15 protein-coding genes are annotated in these 15,571 nt (G+C 60.9%); 10 read left to right on the plus strand and 5 right to left on the minus strand.

The genetic code is table 11. The features are described from left to right. Positions 1-64: 64 nt before the first annotated feature. The 4 genes from alr (at position 65) to PI739_RS06980 (ending at position 4,393) form a co-directional block, all read left to right on the plus strand. On the plus strand, positions 65-1,138 hold the full coding sequence (gene alr / locus PI739_RS06965) for an alanine racemase (RefSeq protein WP_044309689.1): 1,074 nt from the start codon (positions 65-67) through the stop codon (positions 1,136-1,138). A 125-nt stretch (positions 1,139-1,263) separates the two neighbouring features. After that, a complete protein-coding gene (locus PI739_RS06970) occupies positions 1,264-1,812 on the plus strand; it encodes a cupin domain-containing protein (protein WP_003314015.1) in 549 nt (182 codons plus the stop codon). Positions 1,813-1,836: 24 nt separating this feature from the next. Then, positions 1,837-2,160, plus strand: coding sequence for a c-type cytochrome (locus tag PI739_RS06975; protein ID WP_054081217.1), 324 nt, complete (start codon positions 1,837-1,839; stop codon positions 2,158-2,160). A 301-nt stretch (positions 2,161-2,461) separates the two neighbouring features. Next, positions 2,462-4,393, plus strand: coding sequence for an acetyl-CoA hydrolase/transferase C-terminal domain-containing protein (locus PI739_RS06980; RefSeq protein WP_054081218.1), 1,932 nt, complete (start codon positions 2,462-2,464; stop codon positions 4,391-4,393). A gap of 54 nt (positions 4,394-4,447) precedes the next feature. Here the strand turns inward: PI739_RS06980 and PI739_RS06985 are convergent, their stop codons facing one another. Then, entirely contained in the window at positions 4,448-4,972 is a 525-nt protein-coding gene (locus PI739_RS06985; RefSeq protein WP_054081219.1) for an Mpo1 family 2-hydroxy fatty acid dioxygenase, read from the minus strand. A gap of 81 nt (positions 4,973-5,053) precedes the next feature. On the opposite strand from PI739_RS06985, the gene PI739_RS06990 reads away from it, so the two are divergent. From PI739_RS06990 to gcvH, 5 genes are all read left to right on the plus strand, one after another. Further along, positions 5,054-5,764: a Crp/Fnr family transcriptional regulator gene (locus PI739_RS06990; RefSeq protein WP_054081220.1), complete on the plus strand. Its 711-nt coding sequence runs from the start codon at positions 5,054-5,056 to the stop codon at positions 5,762-5,764. 116 nt (positions 5,765-5,880) lie between these two features. Beyond that, positions 5,881-6,882 carry an extracellular solute-binding protein gene (locus tag PI739_RS06995; RefSeq protein WP_003432198.1) on the plus strand — a complete coding sequence of 334 codons (1,002 nt, stop codon included), beginning with the start codon at positions 5,881-5,883 and terminating at the stop codon, positions 6,880-6,882. A gap of 261 nt (positions 6,883-7,143) precedes the next feature. Further along, entirely contained in the window at positions 7,144-8,760 is a 1,617-nt protein-coding gene (locus PI739_RS07000) for an ABC transporter permease (RefSeq protein ID WP_054081221.1), read from the plus strand. A 154-nt stretch (positions 8,761-8,914) separates the two neighbouring features. Continuing rightward, on the plus strand, positions 8,915-9,997 hold the full coding sequence (gene gcvT / locus PI739_RS07005; RefSeq protein ID WP_003367434.1) for a glycine cleavage system aminomethyltransferase GcvT: 1,083 nt from the start codon (positions 8,915-8,917) through the stop codon (positions 9,995-9,997). A gap of 44 nt (positions 9,998-10,041) precedes the next feature. After that, on the plus strand, positions 10,042-10,428 hold the full coding sequence (gcvH, locus tag PI739_RS07010; RefSeq protein ID WP_003367432.1) for a glycine cleavage system protein GcvH: 387 nt from the start codon (positions 10,042-10,044) through the stop codon (positions 10,426-10,428). A gap of 70 nt (positions 10,429-10,498) precedes the next feature. On the opposite strand, the gene PI739_RS07015 is transcribed toward gcvH, so the two are convergent. From PI739_RS07015 to PI739_RS07025, 3 genes are all read right to left on the minus strand, one after another. Then, the gene (locus tag PI739_RS07015; protein ID WP_002551535.1) at positions 10,499-10,819 is read right to left on the minus strand and encodes a DUF2388 domain-containing protein; all 321 of its coding nucleotides are present in this window, start codon (positions 10,817-10,819) and stop codon (positions 10,499-10,501) included. A 140-nt stretch (positions 10,820-10,959) separates the two neighbouring features. Beyond that, the gene (locus PI739_RS07020) at positions 10,960-12,744 is read right to left on the minus strand and encodes a type IV pilus assembly ATPase TfpB (protein ID WP_003432204.1); all 1,785 of its coding nucleotides are present in this window, start codon (positions 12,742-12,744) and stop codon (positions 10,960-10,962) included. A gap of 110 nt (positions 12,745-12,854) precedes the next feature. Next, positions 12,855-13,202, minus strand: coding sequence for an ACT-like domain-containing protein (locus PI739_RS07025; RefSeq protein ID WP_054081222.1), 348 nt, complete (start codon positions 13,200-13,202; stop codon positions 12,855-12,857). A gap of 125 nt (positions 13,203-13,327) precedes the next feature. Between PI739_RS07025 and PI739_RS07030 the strand changes: the two genes are divergently transcribed. Next, positions 13,328-13,807, plus strand: a complete 480-nt coding sequence (locus tag PI739_RS07030) for an Lrp/AsnC family transcriptional regulator (RefSeq protein ID WP_003432206.1) — start codon at positions 13,328-13,330, stop codon at positions 13,805-13,807. Positions 13,808-14,113: 306 nt separating this feature from the next. Here the strand turns inward: PI739_RS07030 and PI739_RS07035 are convergent, their stop codons facing one another. Then, positions 14,114-15,481, minus strand: coding sequence for a CYTH domain-containing protein (locus tag PI739_RS07035; RefSeq protein WP_003367425.1), 1,368 nt, complete (start codon positions 15,479-15,481; stop codon positions 14,114-14,116). Between the last annotated feature and the right edge of the window lie 90 nt (positions 15,482-15,571).

Here is a 15,571-nt window from a genome sequence, read left to right on the forward strand (position 1 = left end):
CCGGCGCGTTCCTGCGTCGGGTTCGTCCTCTCCCTTTCCATCCTTTCAGGCAAGTAACGTCATCATGCGTCCAGCCCGCGCCTTTATCGATCTTCAGGCACTGCGTCACAACTACCAATTGGCCCGTGAAAACAGCGGCGGCAAAGCGCTCGCCGTCGTCAAGGCCGATGCCTATGGTCACGGCGCGGTGCGCGTCGCGCAGGCACTGGAGTCACAGGCCGACGGTTTTGCAGTGGCTTGCATTGAAGAAGCTCTGGAGCTGCGTGCGGCAGGCATTCGTGCGCCGGTCCTGCTGCTTGAAGGCTTTTTCGAGGCCGACGAGCTGGCGCTGATTGTCGAGCATGACCTGTGGACCGTTGTACACGCGACCTGGCAACTGGAGGCCATCGAGCAGGCGCGCCTGGGCAAGCCGATAACCGTCTGGCTCAAGCTCGACACCGGCATGCACCGGGTTGGCCTGCATCCTCACGAGTACCAGGCGGCTTATCAGCGTCTGCTGGCAACCGGCAAAGTGGCCAGAATCGTGCTGATGAGCCACTTCTCCCGCGCCGATGAGCTGAACAGCGCCTGCAGTGATGAGCAGCTCGCCGTATTCGAGACCTTTCGCAAGGGGCTGGCAGCGGAAACCAGCCTGAAAAACTCCCCGGCGGTGCTGGGCTGGCCACAGATCCCGAGCGACTGGTCGCGTCCGGGCATCATGCTCTACGGTGCTACGCCGTTTGATCAGGTGCACCCGCTGGCGGATCGCCTGCAACCGGTGATGACCCTGGAATCGAAGATCATCAGCGTGCGTGAACTGCCCGTTGGTGAGCCCGTGGGCTATGGCGCGACATTTGTCTGTGACCGGCCTTTGCGTATCGGCGTTGTAGCGATGGGCTACGCCGACGGCTATCCGCGTCACGCGCCGACCGGCACGCCCGTGCAGATCGACGGCCAGCCGTCCAGACTGCTCGGACGGGTGTCCATGGACATGCTCTGCGTCGACCTCACCGATGTGCCGCAGGCCGGGCTTGGCAGCCGTGTCGAGCTGTGGGGCAAGCAGGTGCTCGCCAGTGAAGTGGCCCAGCGTGCAGAAACCATTCCCTACGAAATCTTCTGCAACCTGCGTCGCGTTCCGCGCATCTATTCCGAAGACTGATTCATCTCTCTGTGCCCCAGGCCGCAGTGGGTCAGGTGTCTGTCGAAGTGTTGTAAATATCGAACGCTGTTGCCATGATGGCGTTCATACCGACTAGACCTGACAAAACCTGGGGGAATATCGCATTGGACGTGGGTGAACGACTGCAATCGATTCGCAAGCTCAAGGGCCTGTCCCAGCGTGAACTCGCCAAGCGCGCAGGTGTGACCAACAGCACCATCTCCATGATCGAAAAAAACAGCGTCAGCCCTTCGATCAGTTCGCTGCGCAAGGTGCTCGGCGGCATCCCCATGTCCATGGTCGAATTTTTCTCGGAAGAATCCGTGCCCGAGAACGCAGCTCAAGTGGTGTACAAGGCCAGCGAGCTGATTGATATCTCGGACGGTGCAGTGACCATGAAGCTGGTCGGCAAATCGCATCAGGGCCGCGCCATCGCCTTTCTCACCGAGACCTACCCACCGGGTGCCGACACTGGCGAAGAGATGCTCGTCCACGAAGGCGAAGAGACCGGCATCCTCGTCGAGGGGCGGCTGGAACTGGTGGTCGGGCTGGATACCTATGTGCTTGAAGCGGGTGACAGCTACTATTTCGAAAGCACCCGGCCGCATCGCTTTCGTAACCCGTTCGACGTGCCGGCACGATTGATCAGTGCGGCCACCCCGGCCAATTTCTGACCCGCCCCTTGCGATGAGTGATGCGTGAAACTGACCCGGAAGATTCTGAGCAGCGCAGGCGTTCTGGCGTTGTGGGCGTTCAATGCGCAAGCCGCCGATACCGCCCGAGTGCCTGACGACATCATCGCGGCCCATTGCGTCGCCTGTCACAGCGTCGGCCTGCTCAACGCGCCGAAGATCGGTGACACAGCGGCCTGGGAACAGCGGGCCCAGCAAAAAGGCGGCCTTGATGGACTGCTGGCCAGCACCATCAAAGGCATCGGCATAATGCCCGCGAAAGGCACCTGCGGCGATTGCACAAACGACGAACTGAAGAGTGCCATCCAGAGCATGTCCGGGCTGAAGTGAGGTGCACGCTCGTTCACACGCTGGAGCGCCTGGCGCTGTACATGCGTGTTGTGGGAGCGAGCCGGGCGACGCTTCGCTCGCTGGCGGAGATGATGTTTAGATCGATGCTTTTTTGGCGATAGTCCACGCCCTTTCGCGAACAAATTCGCTCCTACGCCCTTCGGGCAGAAGCCTGGGAGCCTTTTGTCCCGGGCGTTCCAGGACTTGTGTATAACGATGATGCTCTGCGTGGCAGAGCATGCAGCACTTTGACGTTGTCGTCGGTCCAACCTGCACCCAATAACAATTCAGGAGAGCTGGGATGCCGTATTCCTGTTCCATTGAGCATGCCGTCGATCACGTTCTTGCGCAGCTACCCGAGCATATCCACCTCGGCATGCCGCTGGGGCTGGGCAAGCCCAACCGCTTCGTCAACGCGTTATACCAGCGCATCAGCGAGTTGCCCGAACGACGGCTGACGATCTACACCGCGCTGACACTCGGGCGGCCGACGCCGGGGGAGGGTTTGCAGGCGCGGTTTCTCGAACCGTTTCTGGAACGCGTCTTCGCTGACTATCCAGAGCTCGATTTCCTGGCTGCGCTGCGCCGCGACAAACTCCCTGCCAATATCCATGTGCAGCAATTCTTCATGCAGCCAGGCAGTTTGCTCAACAGCCAGTCAGCCCAGCAAGACTACGTCAGCAGCAATTACAGCCACGCCGCCCGCGACATCAACGCCAACGGCCTGAATCTGGTCGCGCAACTGGTGGCCCGTGACGAGCAGCGTCCAGGCACGTTGAGCCTGAGCTGCAACCCGGACGTGACCCTCGACCTGTTGCCCATGATCGCCAAGCGCCGGGCTGCCGGGGAGACCATTCTGATGCTCGGCCAGGTGCACGCCGACCTGCCGTACATGCCGGGCGACTCGGAACTGGATGTCGACGCCTTCGATGTGCTGATCGATGAAGACGAGCGCAGTACGCTGTTTTCCACCCCCAACATGCCGGTAGGCTATCAGGATCACCTGATCGGTCTGCACGCCAGCACGCTGGTGCGTGACGGTGGCACGTTACAGATCGGCATCGGCTCGATGGGCGATGCACTGACCGGCGCGCTGCTGGCCCGTCAGGCCGATAACGAAACCTGGCGCGGCCTGCTGGCCGAGTTGAACATGAGTAACTGGCAGACCCTGATAGATCGGGAGGGCGGCGTTCAGCCGTTCGCCTGCGGCCTTTACGGTTGCAGCGAAATGTTCGTCAACGGCCTGCTGGTACTCGCCGATGCCGGCATCGTGCGGCGCAAGGTGTATGCCGATGCAGAGCTGCAACGGCTGGCCAACATGGGCACGCTGGATGAGGATGCCCATCCTGGTGGCGTAGTCGTGCATGGCGGCTTTTTCCTCGGCCCGCGCAGTTTCTACGCGCGACTGCGCGAGCTGCCCGCCGAGCGGCTGGCGCAGTTCAACATGACCGCCATCAGCTACATCAACGAGCTTTACGGCCAGGAAGAACTCAAGCGCCTGCAACGCCGCGATGCGCGCTTCATCAACAGTGCATTTACCGTCACCCTGATGGGCGCGGCGGTGGCTGATCAACTGGAAGATGGCCGGGTGCTCAGTGGCGTGGGCGGTCAGTACAACTTCGTGGCGCAGGCCCATGCATTGGAAGGCGCCCGTTCGATTCTGATGCTGCGCAGCTGGCGTGAGTCGGGCGGCGAGGTCAGCTCCAACATCGTCTGGCAGTACGGCCACACCACCATTCCCCGACACTTGCGCGACATTGTCGTGACCGAGTACGGCATCGCCGATCTGCGTGGGCAGACCGATGCGACGGTGATCGAGCGGATTCTGAACATCACCGACTCGCGGTTTCAGTCGGGCCTGATCGAACAGGCGCAAAAGGCTGGCAAGCTACCCAAGGACTTCCGTCTCGATCCGCGCTTCACTGACAACACACCCGAGCGCCTCAAGGACACCGCATCACGCTATCCGTCGCTGTTTACCGAGTACCCGCTGGGGTGCGACTTTACCGCCGAGGAGCGCGATCTGCTGAGAGCCCTGAACTGGCTGAAGAGCAAGCTCAAGCTCACTGAAATCCTCGAGCTGGGCAAGGCGACCCTCGATGCTCCGGACCCCGAAGCCTTCCTTGCGCACTTGCAACGCATGCAGCTCGACCAACCGCAGGGCTTGCGCGAAGAGTTGTATCAGCGGCTGTTGCTGGCCGGGTTGCAGAACAGCACCGGGCTTGCCGGCTAAGAGGCGGGCACTGATCGTTGTTGCTGGTGACGATTGGTGCCCGGCGCTTGGCGCCTAGGTCGTCGCCTTGCGGGTCGCACGCCCGACCGGGCCGACGCGCTCTTCGATGGCGTGCTGCAGCAGTTTGCGCTGGCCCATCAGGAACGCCAGCTCCGCGACCACAAACAGCGGGCCGATGATCAGCCCGGTCAGGTCATCGATGAAGGCCGGTTTGCGCCCCTCGTAGTAATGGCCGACGAACTGGATGATCCAGCCAATCACAAAGAGCCCGACGCCCGCACTCAGCCAGACCATGGTTGGCTGCTGCGCAAGGTTGGCCCCGGCCCAGATGCACAGCGCCAGTAATACTGCCATGAGGATGCCCAGAGCGCGGTCGAGTCGCAGGTAAAAGACCGTCGAGCCCAGGGCCAGAAGCGCCGCCGGTGAAAGCCACAGCCCGCTTATATTCCATCCCGGTCGTGAGAGAAGCACCGCCACGGCCAGCACGATCAGTGGGATACCCACGAAGTGCGTCACGATATTGCGCGAATCACGGTGATAAGCCGCGTATTGGCTGAGATGATCGACAAGGTTTTTCATTATTATTCCTGCCTGAGACGATGGCCAGCGTGAGCCTGATTTCTTGTACAACATGCATGGCTGAAAGAGAAGGGAGCAAAAATGACAAATGGAGTGTCGTGGCGGTCACGATTGCTATCCGATTACTGGTTTTCCCATCTGCCTGCCGATCTGCAGGATAGCCTGCTGGAGGCTGCCCGCCAGCGCCGCAAGACGCCCGGCCAGCGGCTGTTCGACAAGGGCGATCTGCCCTGCGGTGTTTATGTGCTGCTGGAGGGCCGCGTGCGGATCGGCGGTACCCACGAGCAGCGGCTGCTGAGGCACGTGGAACCTGCAAGCGCGCCGTGCTGGTTTGGCGAAGTCTCGCTGTTTGACGGGCTGCCGCGCCGTTTCGAAGTCTGCTCGCTGGAACAGAGCATCTTCCTGCACATCCCGCAGCCATTCCTGGCCCGGCTGCTCGACAGGCACCCCGAGTACTGGCGCTGGTTTGCCGCACTGCTCGGCCAGAAGGTCGGCTTGCCACTGCAGAGCCCCGAGAAAATGCGTCGCCTGCCGCCGCGGGCGCGGGTTGCCTGGCGCCTGTTGATGCTCAGCGAGGGGTATGGCCCGTTGAGCCAGGCAAGACGCCTGATTGCGCTGGACGACATTCAGGCCGCGCAGCGTCTCGCGCTTGCCTCGCCGGCCTTGCTGGAAGTGCTCCAGGACCTGCATGAGCGCAGGATCGTGCGCTTGGGAGAGGGGCACCTGGAGGTGTTCGATGTGGACAAGCTGCGCCGGGTCGCGAACTTTTCCAGAGCCAGGGCTGTGTGCTGATCACCGGTCATGATCGAGCCTGGACACATCCGGTAACGGCTCCGCTGCCGCTTCGATTGAGATAGCAAATGGGATTCACTACCATTTTGCCTCCTTTGCGAACGCGAGATACCCCGATGCAGGCAAGCAAGCGTCTTCTGGCTGCTCTGACACTGACTTTACTGGGCAGCACCGCTCAGGCTGCCGATGAAGTGGTGGTGTATTCATCCCGGATCGACGAGCTGATCAAGCCGGTATTCGATGCGTACACAGCCAGTACCGGGGTGAAGATCAAATTCATCACCGACAAGGAAGCGCCGCTGATGCAGCGCATCAAGGCCGAGGGCCAGAATGCGACCGCCGACCTGTTGCTGACGGTCGATGCGGGCAACCTCTGGCAGGCCGAGCAGATGGGTATCCTGCAGCCGTTCACCTCCCCGGTGATCGAAGCCAACATTCCGCCGCAGTATCGCTCATCGACGCACGGCTGGACCGGTCTGAGTCTTCGCGCGCGCACCATCGCCTATTCCACCGACCGCGTGAAGCCTGCCGAGCTGAGTACCTACGAGGCGCTGGCCGACAAGAACTGGGAAGGCCGCCTGTGCCTGCGTACCGCGAAGAAGGTCTATAACCAGTCGCTGACCGCTACGCTGATCGAAACCCACGGTGCCGAAGCGTCGGAGAAAATCCTCAAGGGCTGGGTCAACAACCTGTCCACCGACGTGTTCTCCGATGACATCGCAGTGCTTGAGGCGATCAATGCCGGGCAATGCGACGTGGGCATCGTCAATTCCTATTACTACGGCCGCCTGCACAAGGAAAAACCGGACCTGGCGGTGAAGCTGTTCTGGCCGAACCAGGCGGATCGCGGTGTGCACGTCAACCTGTCGGGTATCGGTCTGACCCAATACGCTCCGCACCCTGAAGCGGCCAAGGCACTGGTCGAGTGGATGACCGGCCCTGAGGCGCAGAAGATTTTCTCCAGCGTCAATCAGGAGTTCCCGGCCAACCCGAACGTGGCGCCTTCAGAAGAAGTGGCGAGCTGGGGGCAGTTCAAGGCCGACACCCTCCCGGTCGAAGTGGCAGGCAAGCGCCAGGCAGAAGCGATACGCATGATGGATCGCGCGGGCTGGAATTGATTTAATACCCAGTGCCTTATCGTTATACATAAGACTCGTGGGAGCGAGCTTGCTCGCGAAGAGGCCGGCACAGCCCCGTAAATGAGGTGTTTGGACTGTTGCTTTCGTAAGCAAGCTCACTCCCACAAAGGTGTATGTCCGGCCTGATACTACGGTTCATCCCCCCCATTTTCCGGGTGTGTAACGGTGGGCGCTCCAGCGCCCTAGACGAATGACGCAGAGACTTGTCACTCACTCATCCATCCCGATTTCGAGAACACCGTGGCCCATCCTGCCCAACGCCGCTGGTACCCCCTGGTTTTCGCCATCGCAGCGCTGGTCGTGCTGCCGCTGAGCGTTTTGCTGCTGTCGTGGGAGACGGTTGACCAGCAGATATGGTCGCACCTGCTCGAAACCCAGATGGCGCGTCTGCTGAGCAATACGCTGATCCTGGTGCTGGGTGTCGGCGTGGGCGTGACGTTGCTGGGGGTGAGCCTGGCGTGGCTCACCAGCCTGTGTGAATTCCCCGGTCGCCGCTGGCTGGACTGGGCGCTGATGCTGCCTTTCGCGATCCCCGCCTATGTGCTGGCGTTCGTGTTCGTCGGGCTGCTGGATTTTTCCGGTCCGGTGCAGACCCTGTTGCGCGAATGGTTCGGCTCCGGTCTGCGCCTGCCTCGGGTGCGCTCCACCGGTGGGGTGATCATCGTCCTGGTGCTGGTTTTCTATCCTTATGTCTACCTGTTGGCGCGCACGGCGTTTCTGGCGCAGGGCAAGGGCTTGATGGAAGCTGCGCGAGTGCTGGGCAACACACCCCTGCAGGCGTTCTGGCGCGTGGCGCTGCCAATGGCGCGTCCGGCCATCGGCGCGGGGGTGGCGCTGGCCCTGATGGAAACCCTGGCCGATTTTGGTGCGGTGTCGGTGTTCAACTTCGACACGTTCACCACTGCCATCTACAAGACCTGGTACGGCTTCTTCAGCCTGTCCAGCGCTGCGCAACTGGCCAGCCTGCTGCTGTTGGCCGTGCTGGTGCTGCTGTACGGCGAACGCCGCGCCCGGGGTGCAAGCCGACCGGCCAACGAGCGTCCGCGTGGCGCTGCGCTTTACCGGTTGCGCGGCCTCAAGGCATTGGCCGCGAGCTTCTGGTGTGGGCTGGTGTTTCTCTGTGCTTTCGTGGTGCCGATGCTGCAACTGATCGTCTGGGTCTGGCAGCGTGGCCGCTTCGATCTGGATGAGCGCTACACAGGGCTGATTCTGCACACGCTCTATCTGGGTGGCATGGCGGCGTTGATCACCGTCAGTGTGGCGCTGATTCTAGCATTTGCCCGACGTATGGCGCCCACGCCTGCGATCCGCTCCGGCGTCAGCCTCGCCAATTTGGGCTACGCATTGCCTGGCTCGGTACTGGCGGTTTCAATCATGCTGGCGTTCAGTTACCTGGACCGCGAACTGGTCATTCCGCTGTCCGGCTGGCTGGGCGGCGCAGGCAAGCCTTTGCTGCTGGGCAGCCTCTCGGCCTTGCTGCTGGCTTATCTGGTGCGCTTCATCGCCGTCGCCTTCGGTCCGTTGGAGCACAGCCTGTCGCGTATCCGCCCGTCATTGCCTGAAGCGGCGCGCAGTCTGGGGGTCAGCGGACCAAAGTTGTTTCTCAACGTGTATCTGCCGTTGCTGGTGCCAGGGGCGCTGAGCGCGGCGCTGCTGGTGTTCGTCGATGTGCTCAAGGAAATGCCGGCAACCCTGCTGATGCGCCCGTTTGGCTGGGATACGCTGGCGGTACGCATCTTCGAAATGACCAGCGAGGGCGAGTGGGCACGGGCTGCGTTGCCAGCTTTGTCGCTGGTGCTTGTAGGACTATTACCCGTCATTGGGCTGATTCGCCGCTCTGCCCGTCAGACTGGCTAGGTGCGGGGTTCTCACCTTGCGGCTACAATGCGCCGCAATTGGTGCGGTCTGTCAGACAATTCGGTCAGCTGTTACGTGCTGCAAACTCCGGTTTATTGGGGGGCTTGCCGATCTCGTCTGCCCGCACCTTCGCCACGCCCGGAAGGAGAAACCCATGGGACAGCGTACCCCCCTGTTCGACCTGCACCTCGCCCTTGGCGCGAAAATGGTCGATTTTGGTGGCTGGGACATGCCGTTGCATTACGGATCGCAGGTCGAGGAACACCATCAGGTGCGTCGCGACTGTGGGGTCTTCGATGTCTCTCACATGAACGTGATCGATGTGCTCGGCCGTCAGGCCCGGGTCTGGCTGCGTCGTCTGCTGGCCAATGATGTAGACAAGCTCAAAACCCCCGGTCGTGCCTTGTACAGCGCCATGCTGGACGAGAGCGGCGGGGTGATCGATGACATGATCGTCTACCTCACGCCTGAAGGTTATCGGCTGGTCGTCAACGCGGCGACCGGCGTCAAGGATCTTGCCTGGATGCAGGCGCAACTGGGCGACTTCGACGTGCAACTGGTCGAGCGCAGTGAAATGGCAATGCTCGCCATTCAAGGCCCCAAGGCCAGAACCCGTATCGCCGAGCTGGTTTCAAGCGCCCGCGCCGAACTGATCCACCAGCTCAAGCCGTTCGAAGGGCTTGATGACGGTGACTGGTTTATCGCGCGCACCGGCTACACCGGCGAGGACGGCCTGGAGATCATGCTGCCTGCCGAAGAGGCTCAAAGCTTTTTCAATGAATTGGTTGGCGCGGGTATTTCGCCGATCGGCCTGGGCGCTCGTGACACGCTGCGTCTTGAGGCGGGCATGAACCTGTATGGCCAGGACATCGGTGAACATGTTTCGCCCTTGGCCTCGAATATGGCCTGGAGCATCGCCTGGGAGCCTGCCGACCGTGATTTTATCGGTCGCAAGGCACTGGAGAGCGAACGGGCTGAAGGAACCGCCTTCAAACTCGTGGGATTGGTGCTCGAAGAACGCGGCGTTTTGCGGGCGCATCAGGTGGTACGTGTCGCAGAAATTGGCGAAGGAGAGATCACCAGTGGTAGTTTCTCTCCTACGTTGAGCAAATCGATTGCACTGGCTCGCGTTCCGATGGCGACCGCTGACCGGGCCGAGGTGGAAATCCGCGGCAAATGGTACCCGGTGCGCGTGGTGCAGCCTGCGTTCGTGCGCCACGGCAAAACCTTGATCTAACCTAATGGCGGGTTTTCCGCTGACCCGATGTTGAGGATGACTAAATGAGCAATATTCCCGCCGAGCTGCGTTTCGCCGAAAGTCATGAGTGGGCACGTCTGGAGTCAGACGGCACCGTGACCGTTGGCATCTCGGACCATGCACAGGAAGCACTGGGCGATGTGGTCTTCGTCGAACTGCCGGAAATCGGCAAAGTGTTCGCTGCCGCTGACACCGCCGGTGTTGTGGAGTCGGTCAAGGCTGCTTCGGATATCTACTCGCCGGTTGCGGGCGAGGTGATCGAAGTCAACGCAGCGCTGGGCGATTCGCCCGAGTCGCTCAACAGTGATCCGTACGACGCCTGGATCTTCAAGCTCAAGCCAAGCGACGCCAGCGGCGATCTGGCCAAGCTGCTGGATGCAGCCGGGTACAAGAGCGCTATCGGCGAATAACCGATTGCCGCTCACAAAAATGCCGCTCCATGGAGCGGCATTTTTTATGCGCGAAGCTAATCGGCAAGACTTACTGGTTTTCAGCGACCAGATTCTTATCCAGGATCGCGTTGGCCAGTTCCATGTCGGTGGCTTTCAGGCCTGGATTGTCTTTGCGCACCTGCTCGATGGCCGCTTCCAGGAACGGACCGCGGATGCCACCGTCGCTGGCGACGAAGCTGCCTGCGTCGTCCTGGGCGGCAACGATCAGCTTGTGATCCTTGAAGGTCAGGTAAGTCGAGCCGGTGGTTGCACCGGAAGACAGCACATTACGCCAGAAGGTGTCAGCCATCGCTGAACCCATTGGGATGGAAAGCAAGGCTACGGTGGCGACAGCGAACTTGAGACGCATGATGAATTACTCCAGCTGTGGTTGTTCTGAGGGGTTGGATAGCCAAAGCTACGAACTAGTTCAATCAAGGTGTACCGCGTAGTTCACTTTAGCTGGCTCGCCATGCCGCGCGGCCTTCTGGAACAACGCTTTCACCCTGATCAACGTTGTTCGCTCTGCGGTGTCACCCTCAACACTTCCTCGAGTGTAGTCAGGCCTGCCGAGACTTTCTGCGCGCCGGACAGACGCAGGCTGCGCGTACCTTCCTTGAAGGCCTGACGACGCATGGCGGTCAGGTCGAGGTCCGCCGAGATCAATGCCTTGATGTTGTCGGACATGACCATGATCTCGTAGACACCCGCCCGGCCCCGATAGCCGGTATCTCGGCATTCCACACAACCGACTGCCTGATGCGCGCCGGGTGGCACCGGTGCCTGCCAGGGGCGCGTCAGGGTTTGCCAGTCGGTTTCGTTCAGGTTGATCGGGGCCTTGCAGTGCGGGCAAAGGGTACGCACCAGACGCTGGGCCATGACGCCGAGGATGGTCGCCTTGAGCAGGTAGTGCGGCACACCCAGTTCGAGCATCCGGCTGATGGCGCTGGGTGCGTCGTTGGTGTGCAGCGTCGACAGCACCAGGTGACCGGTAAGCGCCGCCTGAATTGCCATTTCAGCGGTCTCCAGGTCGCGAATCTCGCCGATCATGATGATATCCGGGTCCTGTCGCATCAGCGCGCGCACGCCGGCGGCAAAGCTCAGTTCGATGTTGTGCTGCACCTGCATCTGGTTGAAGGCCGGCTCGACCATCTCGATGGGGTCTTCGATGGTGCACAGGTTGACCTCGGAGGTCGCCAGTTTCTTGAGGGTGGTGTACAGCGTGGTGGTCTTGCCCGAACCGGTCGGGCCGGTGACCAGAATGATGCCGTTGGGCTGGCGGGTCATTTCCTGCCAGCGCCGCAGGTCGTCACTGGAGAAGCCCAGTTGGTCGAAGTCCTTGAGCAACACCTCGGGGTCGAAGATCCGCATGACCATTTTTTCGCCGAACGCGGTCGGCAGGGTCGACAGGCGCAACTCCACTTCACGATTTTCAGGCGTGGTGGTCTTGACCCGCCCGTCCTGTGGTTTGCGTTTTTCGGCGACGTTCATCCGCCCCAGGCTTTTCAGGCGGCTGACAATCGCCATGATCACCTGCGCCGGAAACTGGTAAACGTTATGCAGCACCCCGTCGATTCGAAAGCGTACGGTGCCCTGTTCGCGGCGCGGCTCGATGTGAATATCGCTGGCGCGTTGCTGGAAGGCGTACTGAAACAGCCAGTCGACGATATTGACGATGTGCGCGTCGTTGGCGTCAGGCTCCTGATCGCTGGCGCCGAGCTTGAGCAACTGTTCGAAGTTACCCATGTTGCTCATTTTTTGCTCAGAGGCGCTGGCACCGCTGACCGACTTGGCCAGCCTGAAAAACTCCATCGCCATGCGCTGGATGTCTGACGGGTTGGCGACCACACGTTTGATCTGCAGCTTGAGCACATGCGCCAGGTCGGCTTCCCATGAGCGCACATAAGGCTGCGCGCTGGCGATGGTCACCGATTCGCGATCGACCGCCACGGCCAGAATCTTGTGGCGCTGGGCAAAGGCGTAGGACATCAGTGGCGTGACCGCCGCGACGTTGATCTTCAGCGGATCGATACGCATGTAAGGCTGGCCACAGGTTTTGGCCAGCCAGGCGGTCAGGGTTTCCACGTCCAGCTTCTTGCCCGGCCGCTTGAGGTCGTCAAACTGCAGCGAAGCGAGAAACTCGAGGGGATGCAACTGGATGTTCACCGCGCTGCGACGTTGGGTGAGTGCCGTTTCCGCGTCGTCCTGGCCGAGATAGCCTTCGGCAACCAGATCACGCAACACATCATTCAGATCGAGCCAGCGATCCTGTGAAGAGGGGGCCAGGGCTGCCATGTGCGCTCCTTGAGGCAATTCGTCATTGGACGATGAACAAGAGTAGACGCCAAGCGTGACAGCGTTGTTCGTTCTATGCGACCGGGAATTGCCGGAGCAGGCGAATTGATTCAGGCCGTCGCCAGGGCGACACGGGATTGCGCGGTATTGCGGGCGTCGACTTGCTCGACCTCCACTGAGCAGACGTCGATCAGGTTGCGCATTTTTTCACCAATCACTTGTGCCCGATGCCAGCTCAATCTGGAGACCTGAAGATCGATGAGCAGCAGGTTCTCTTGCTGCACGGCACTCAATTGGTCGGGAATCAGGTACTGCATGGCAAACAGGTTCAACACCTGACAGAGCAAGGCAGGCTCGGCTTCGGCGCAGACACGGTAGCGTGCGCAGCACTGCGCATTGCTCGACGACCAGCTATCTGGACGCTGCGAAGGGGGGGTGACGGCTTCGAGATTGGGCATGCTGGTACTCCAGAAGGATGCTGGAAATCTTTGCATGCGTGAAAAGAAATTTCTGGTCCATCATTGGGTGGATTAGTCTTTATAAGACTTGTTAATGCGCCACAGACTGTTTGAGAAAATTAATTATGCAAATCGAGCTGGACAGTTACGATCGCAGGATTCTGGCGCTGCTGCAGGAAGACGCTTCGCTTTCCAGTGCGCAGATCGCCGAGCAGGTCGGTCTGTCGCAATCACCCTGCTGGCGCCGCATCCAACGGCTCAAGGATGAAGGCGTGATTCGCCGTCAGGTGGCGTTGCTGGACCGCAAGAAAATCGGTCTGAACACACAGATATTCGCCGAGGTAAAACTCAATGCCCACGGACGCTCCAACTTCACCGAGTTCACCGACGCGATTCGTGGTTTTCCGGAGGTGCTGGAGTGCTATGTGCTGATGGGGTCGGTGGATTTTCTGCTGCGCATCGTGACGCCGGACATTGAGGCATACGAGCGGTTCTTCTTCGAAAAGCTGTCGCTGGTGCCCGGCATCCAGGAAGTGAACTCGACAGTAGCGCTGTCAGAGATCAAATCCACCACCAGCCTGCCGCTGCTGCGCCAGGGAGGCTGAACTCATACCGGATGCCGAGGTGCGCTTTTGGCTATCGTGCCAATGCTCCGCGTTGGCATGCAGTTCGTGACGCTCTGCGTCACAAGTTTGCGCCGCGCCGCACACTCAAGATCGGACGCAGAGCGTCCAGAACGGCGTCCCCACGCGGAGCGTGGGGACGATAGTTAACCTACGCATCAAGATGACTATCGTGCCAATGCTCCGCGTTGGCATGCAGTTCGTGACGCTCTGCGTCACAAATTTGCGCCGCACCACATGTTCAAGATCGGACGCGGAGCGTGGGGACCAATGCCACGAATCCAGCCCTTACAAGCGCAGCAGGGTTTTCCACGCGCGGCTCTGGAATACGGTGATTGCCTGTTGCACGCGGGCATCGAGGACTTCGTCGCTGATGTCCAGATGCGCCAGTTCTTCCAGCTTGCGCAGTTCGCCATACAAGCGATCCAGTTCCGGCAGGTCCAGCGCGCCGCGTGCCCAGTGCAGCCAGGACTGGATGCGCTCGATGCGGGGCAGTTGCTCTGCCAGGTCTTCCGGCTGCTGCTGATAACGACTTAATTGCAGGGACGTGGCTTCTTCGCCCAGCAGGCGTGGCAGCCAACTGCTCAACAGTGCGGCGCCCTGACGATTGCCGCGGGTGTTGCGTTCGGTGGTCCAGCTGCGGGCCAGCAACCAGCGTGAGGTATTCAGCGAGAACTCGCCCCAGCGCGTGTCCTGCAATTCTTCCAGGAATTGCTCGTGGGCGGCACCGCGTACATCGGCATCGTCCTGCCCGGCCTGAACCAGCGGTCGCCAGTCTTCCAGCAAGGCGTCCAGCGCAGTACGCAGTTGTGCAGTCGAGGTGCGTGGCGCGGCCTGGCCGAGGCTGCTGGTCAGGGCGCGCAGTTCGGCGAGCATCTCGACCCAGTCCTGCAGCAGACGCCAGTGGCCGTTGAAACGGTATTGCTCGGCCAGACGCTGGCTGCTGCCCAGCAGATGCCAGGCCAGCGCGGAATAAGCGTCGTCCAGCGGCGTTTCTGCGTGCAGAGCGGGAGCGTGCAGGCTCAGCGAGTAGCTGCTGGCATCGAGCAGACGATAGCCGCGTTCGGCCTTGCTGATATCACACGGCATCAGCGGCAGCGTTGCAGCCAATTCGGCGGCCAGCTCCAGCAGCGCGGCAGGTTCGCCTTCACGCAGCTCGAGTTCCAGCTCGCAGATTTCTTCCTTCTGCTTGCCCGCCACTACCTGGCCCAGGTCCAGTGCGGCTTCGATCACCACTTTGGCCTTGCCACGGCCCCAGGCGATCTCGGCTTTCTCACGCACGAAATCGGTGGTGAACAGCGGCTTGATGGTTTTCTTGTCCAGATCGGCCAGTTGCTCGGGCCAGCAATCGCCTTCGAGCTTCTTCAGGTCCAGCTTGGCCTTGCTCAGGTCCCAGTTGTATTCATTGCGCTCGGACAGGCCGGCCACGCTTTGCCCGCGAGTCTTCATGGTCTGGATGATCTGATCGCCGTCGCGGCGGATGCGCAGGGCGACTTTGGCCTGCGCCAGCTCACCTTGCGGGGTATCGAAATACTGGTTCGACAGTTCAAGGCGCTCCCAGCCACTCTTGTTGCGCTTCTTGAGCAACGGGTGTTCACGCAGTGCAGCGAGGGTCTCGCGGCTGACGCGGAGTTTGATTTCTGTTTCTTTTTGCATGGCCGGGGGAATCCAAACGCTGATACGGATAAACGGGAGCGCAGCCCATGATTGAACGGCTGCTGAGGCCGTCAGTGTACAGGACATGGC

The organism is Pseudomonas cerasi, assembly GCF_027983475.1.
Lineage (GTDB): Bacteria > Pseudomonadota > Gammaproteobacteria > Pseudomonadales > Pseudomonadaceae > Aquipseudomonas > Aquipseudomonas cerasi.

Bases quoted from the DNA above. Each gene is read 5' to 3' on its own strand.
- alr (WP_044309689.1), top strand. From the start codon at position 65: ATGCGTCCAGCCCGCGCCTTTATCGATCTTCAGGCACTGCGTCACAAC.
- PI739_RS06980 (WP_054081218.1), top strand. From the start codon at position 2,462: ATGCCGTATTCCTGTTCCATTGAGCATGCCGTCGATCACGTTCTTGCG.
- PI739_RS06985 (WP_054081219.1), bottom strand. From the start codon at position 4,972: ATGAAAAACCTTGTCGATCATCTCAGCCAATACGCGGCTTATCACCGT.
- PI739_RS06990 (WP_054081220.1), top strand. From the start codon at position 5,054: ATGACAAATGGAGTGTCGTGGCGGTCACGATTGCTATCCGATTACTGG.
- PI739_RS06995 (WP_003432198.1), top strand. From the start codon at position 5,881: ATGCAGGCAAGCAAGCGTCTTCTGGCTGCTCTGACACTGACTTTACTG.
- gcvT (WP_003367434.1), top strand. From the start codon at position 8,915: ATGGGACAGCGTACCCCCCTGTTCGACCTGCACCTCGCCCTTGGCGCG.
- gcvH (WP_003367432.1), top strand. From the start codon at position 10,042: ATGAGCAATATTCCCGCCGAGCTGCGTTTCGCCGAAAGTCATGAGTGG.
- PI739_RS07015 (WP_002551535.1), bottom strand. From the start codon at position 10,819: ATGCGTCTCAAGTTCGCTGTCGCCACCGTAGCCTTGCTTTCCATCCCA.
- PI739_RS07020 (WP_003432204.1), bottom strand. From the start codon at position 12,744: ATGGCAGCCCTGGCCCCCTCTTCACAGGATCGCTGGCTCGATCTGAAT.
- PI739_RS07025 (WP_054081222.1), bottom strand. From the start codon at position 13,202: ATGCCCAATCTCGAAGCCGTCACCCCCCCTTCGCAGCGTCCAGATAGC.
- PI739_RS07030 (WP_003432206.1), top strand. From the start codon at position 13,328: ATGCAAATCGAGCTGGACAGTTACGATCGCAGGATTCTGGCGCTGCTG.
- PI739_RS07035 (WP_003367425.1), bottom strand. From the start codon at position 15,481: ATGCAAAAAGAAACAGAAATCAAACTCCGCGTCAGCCGCGAGACCCTC.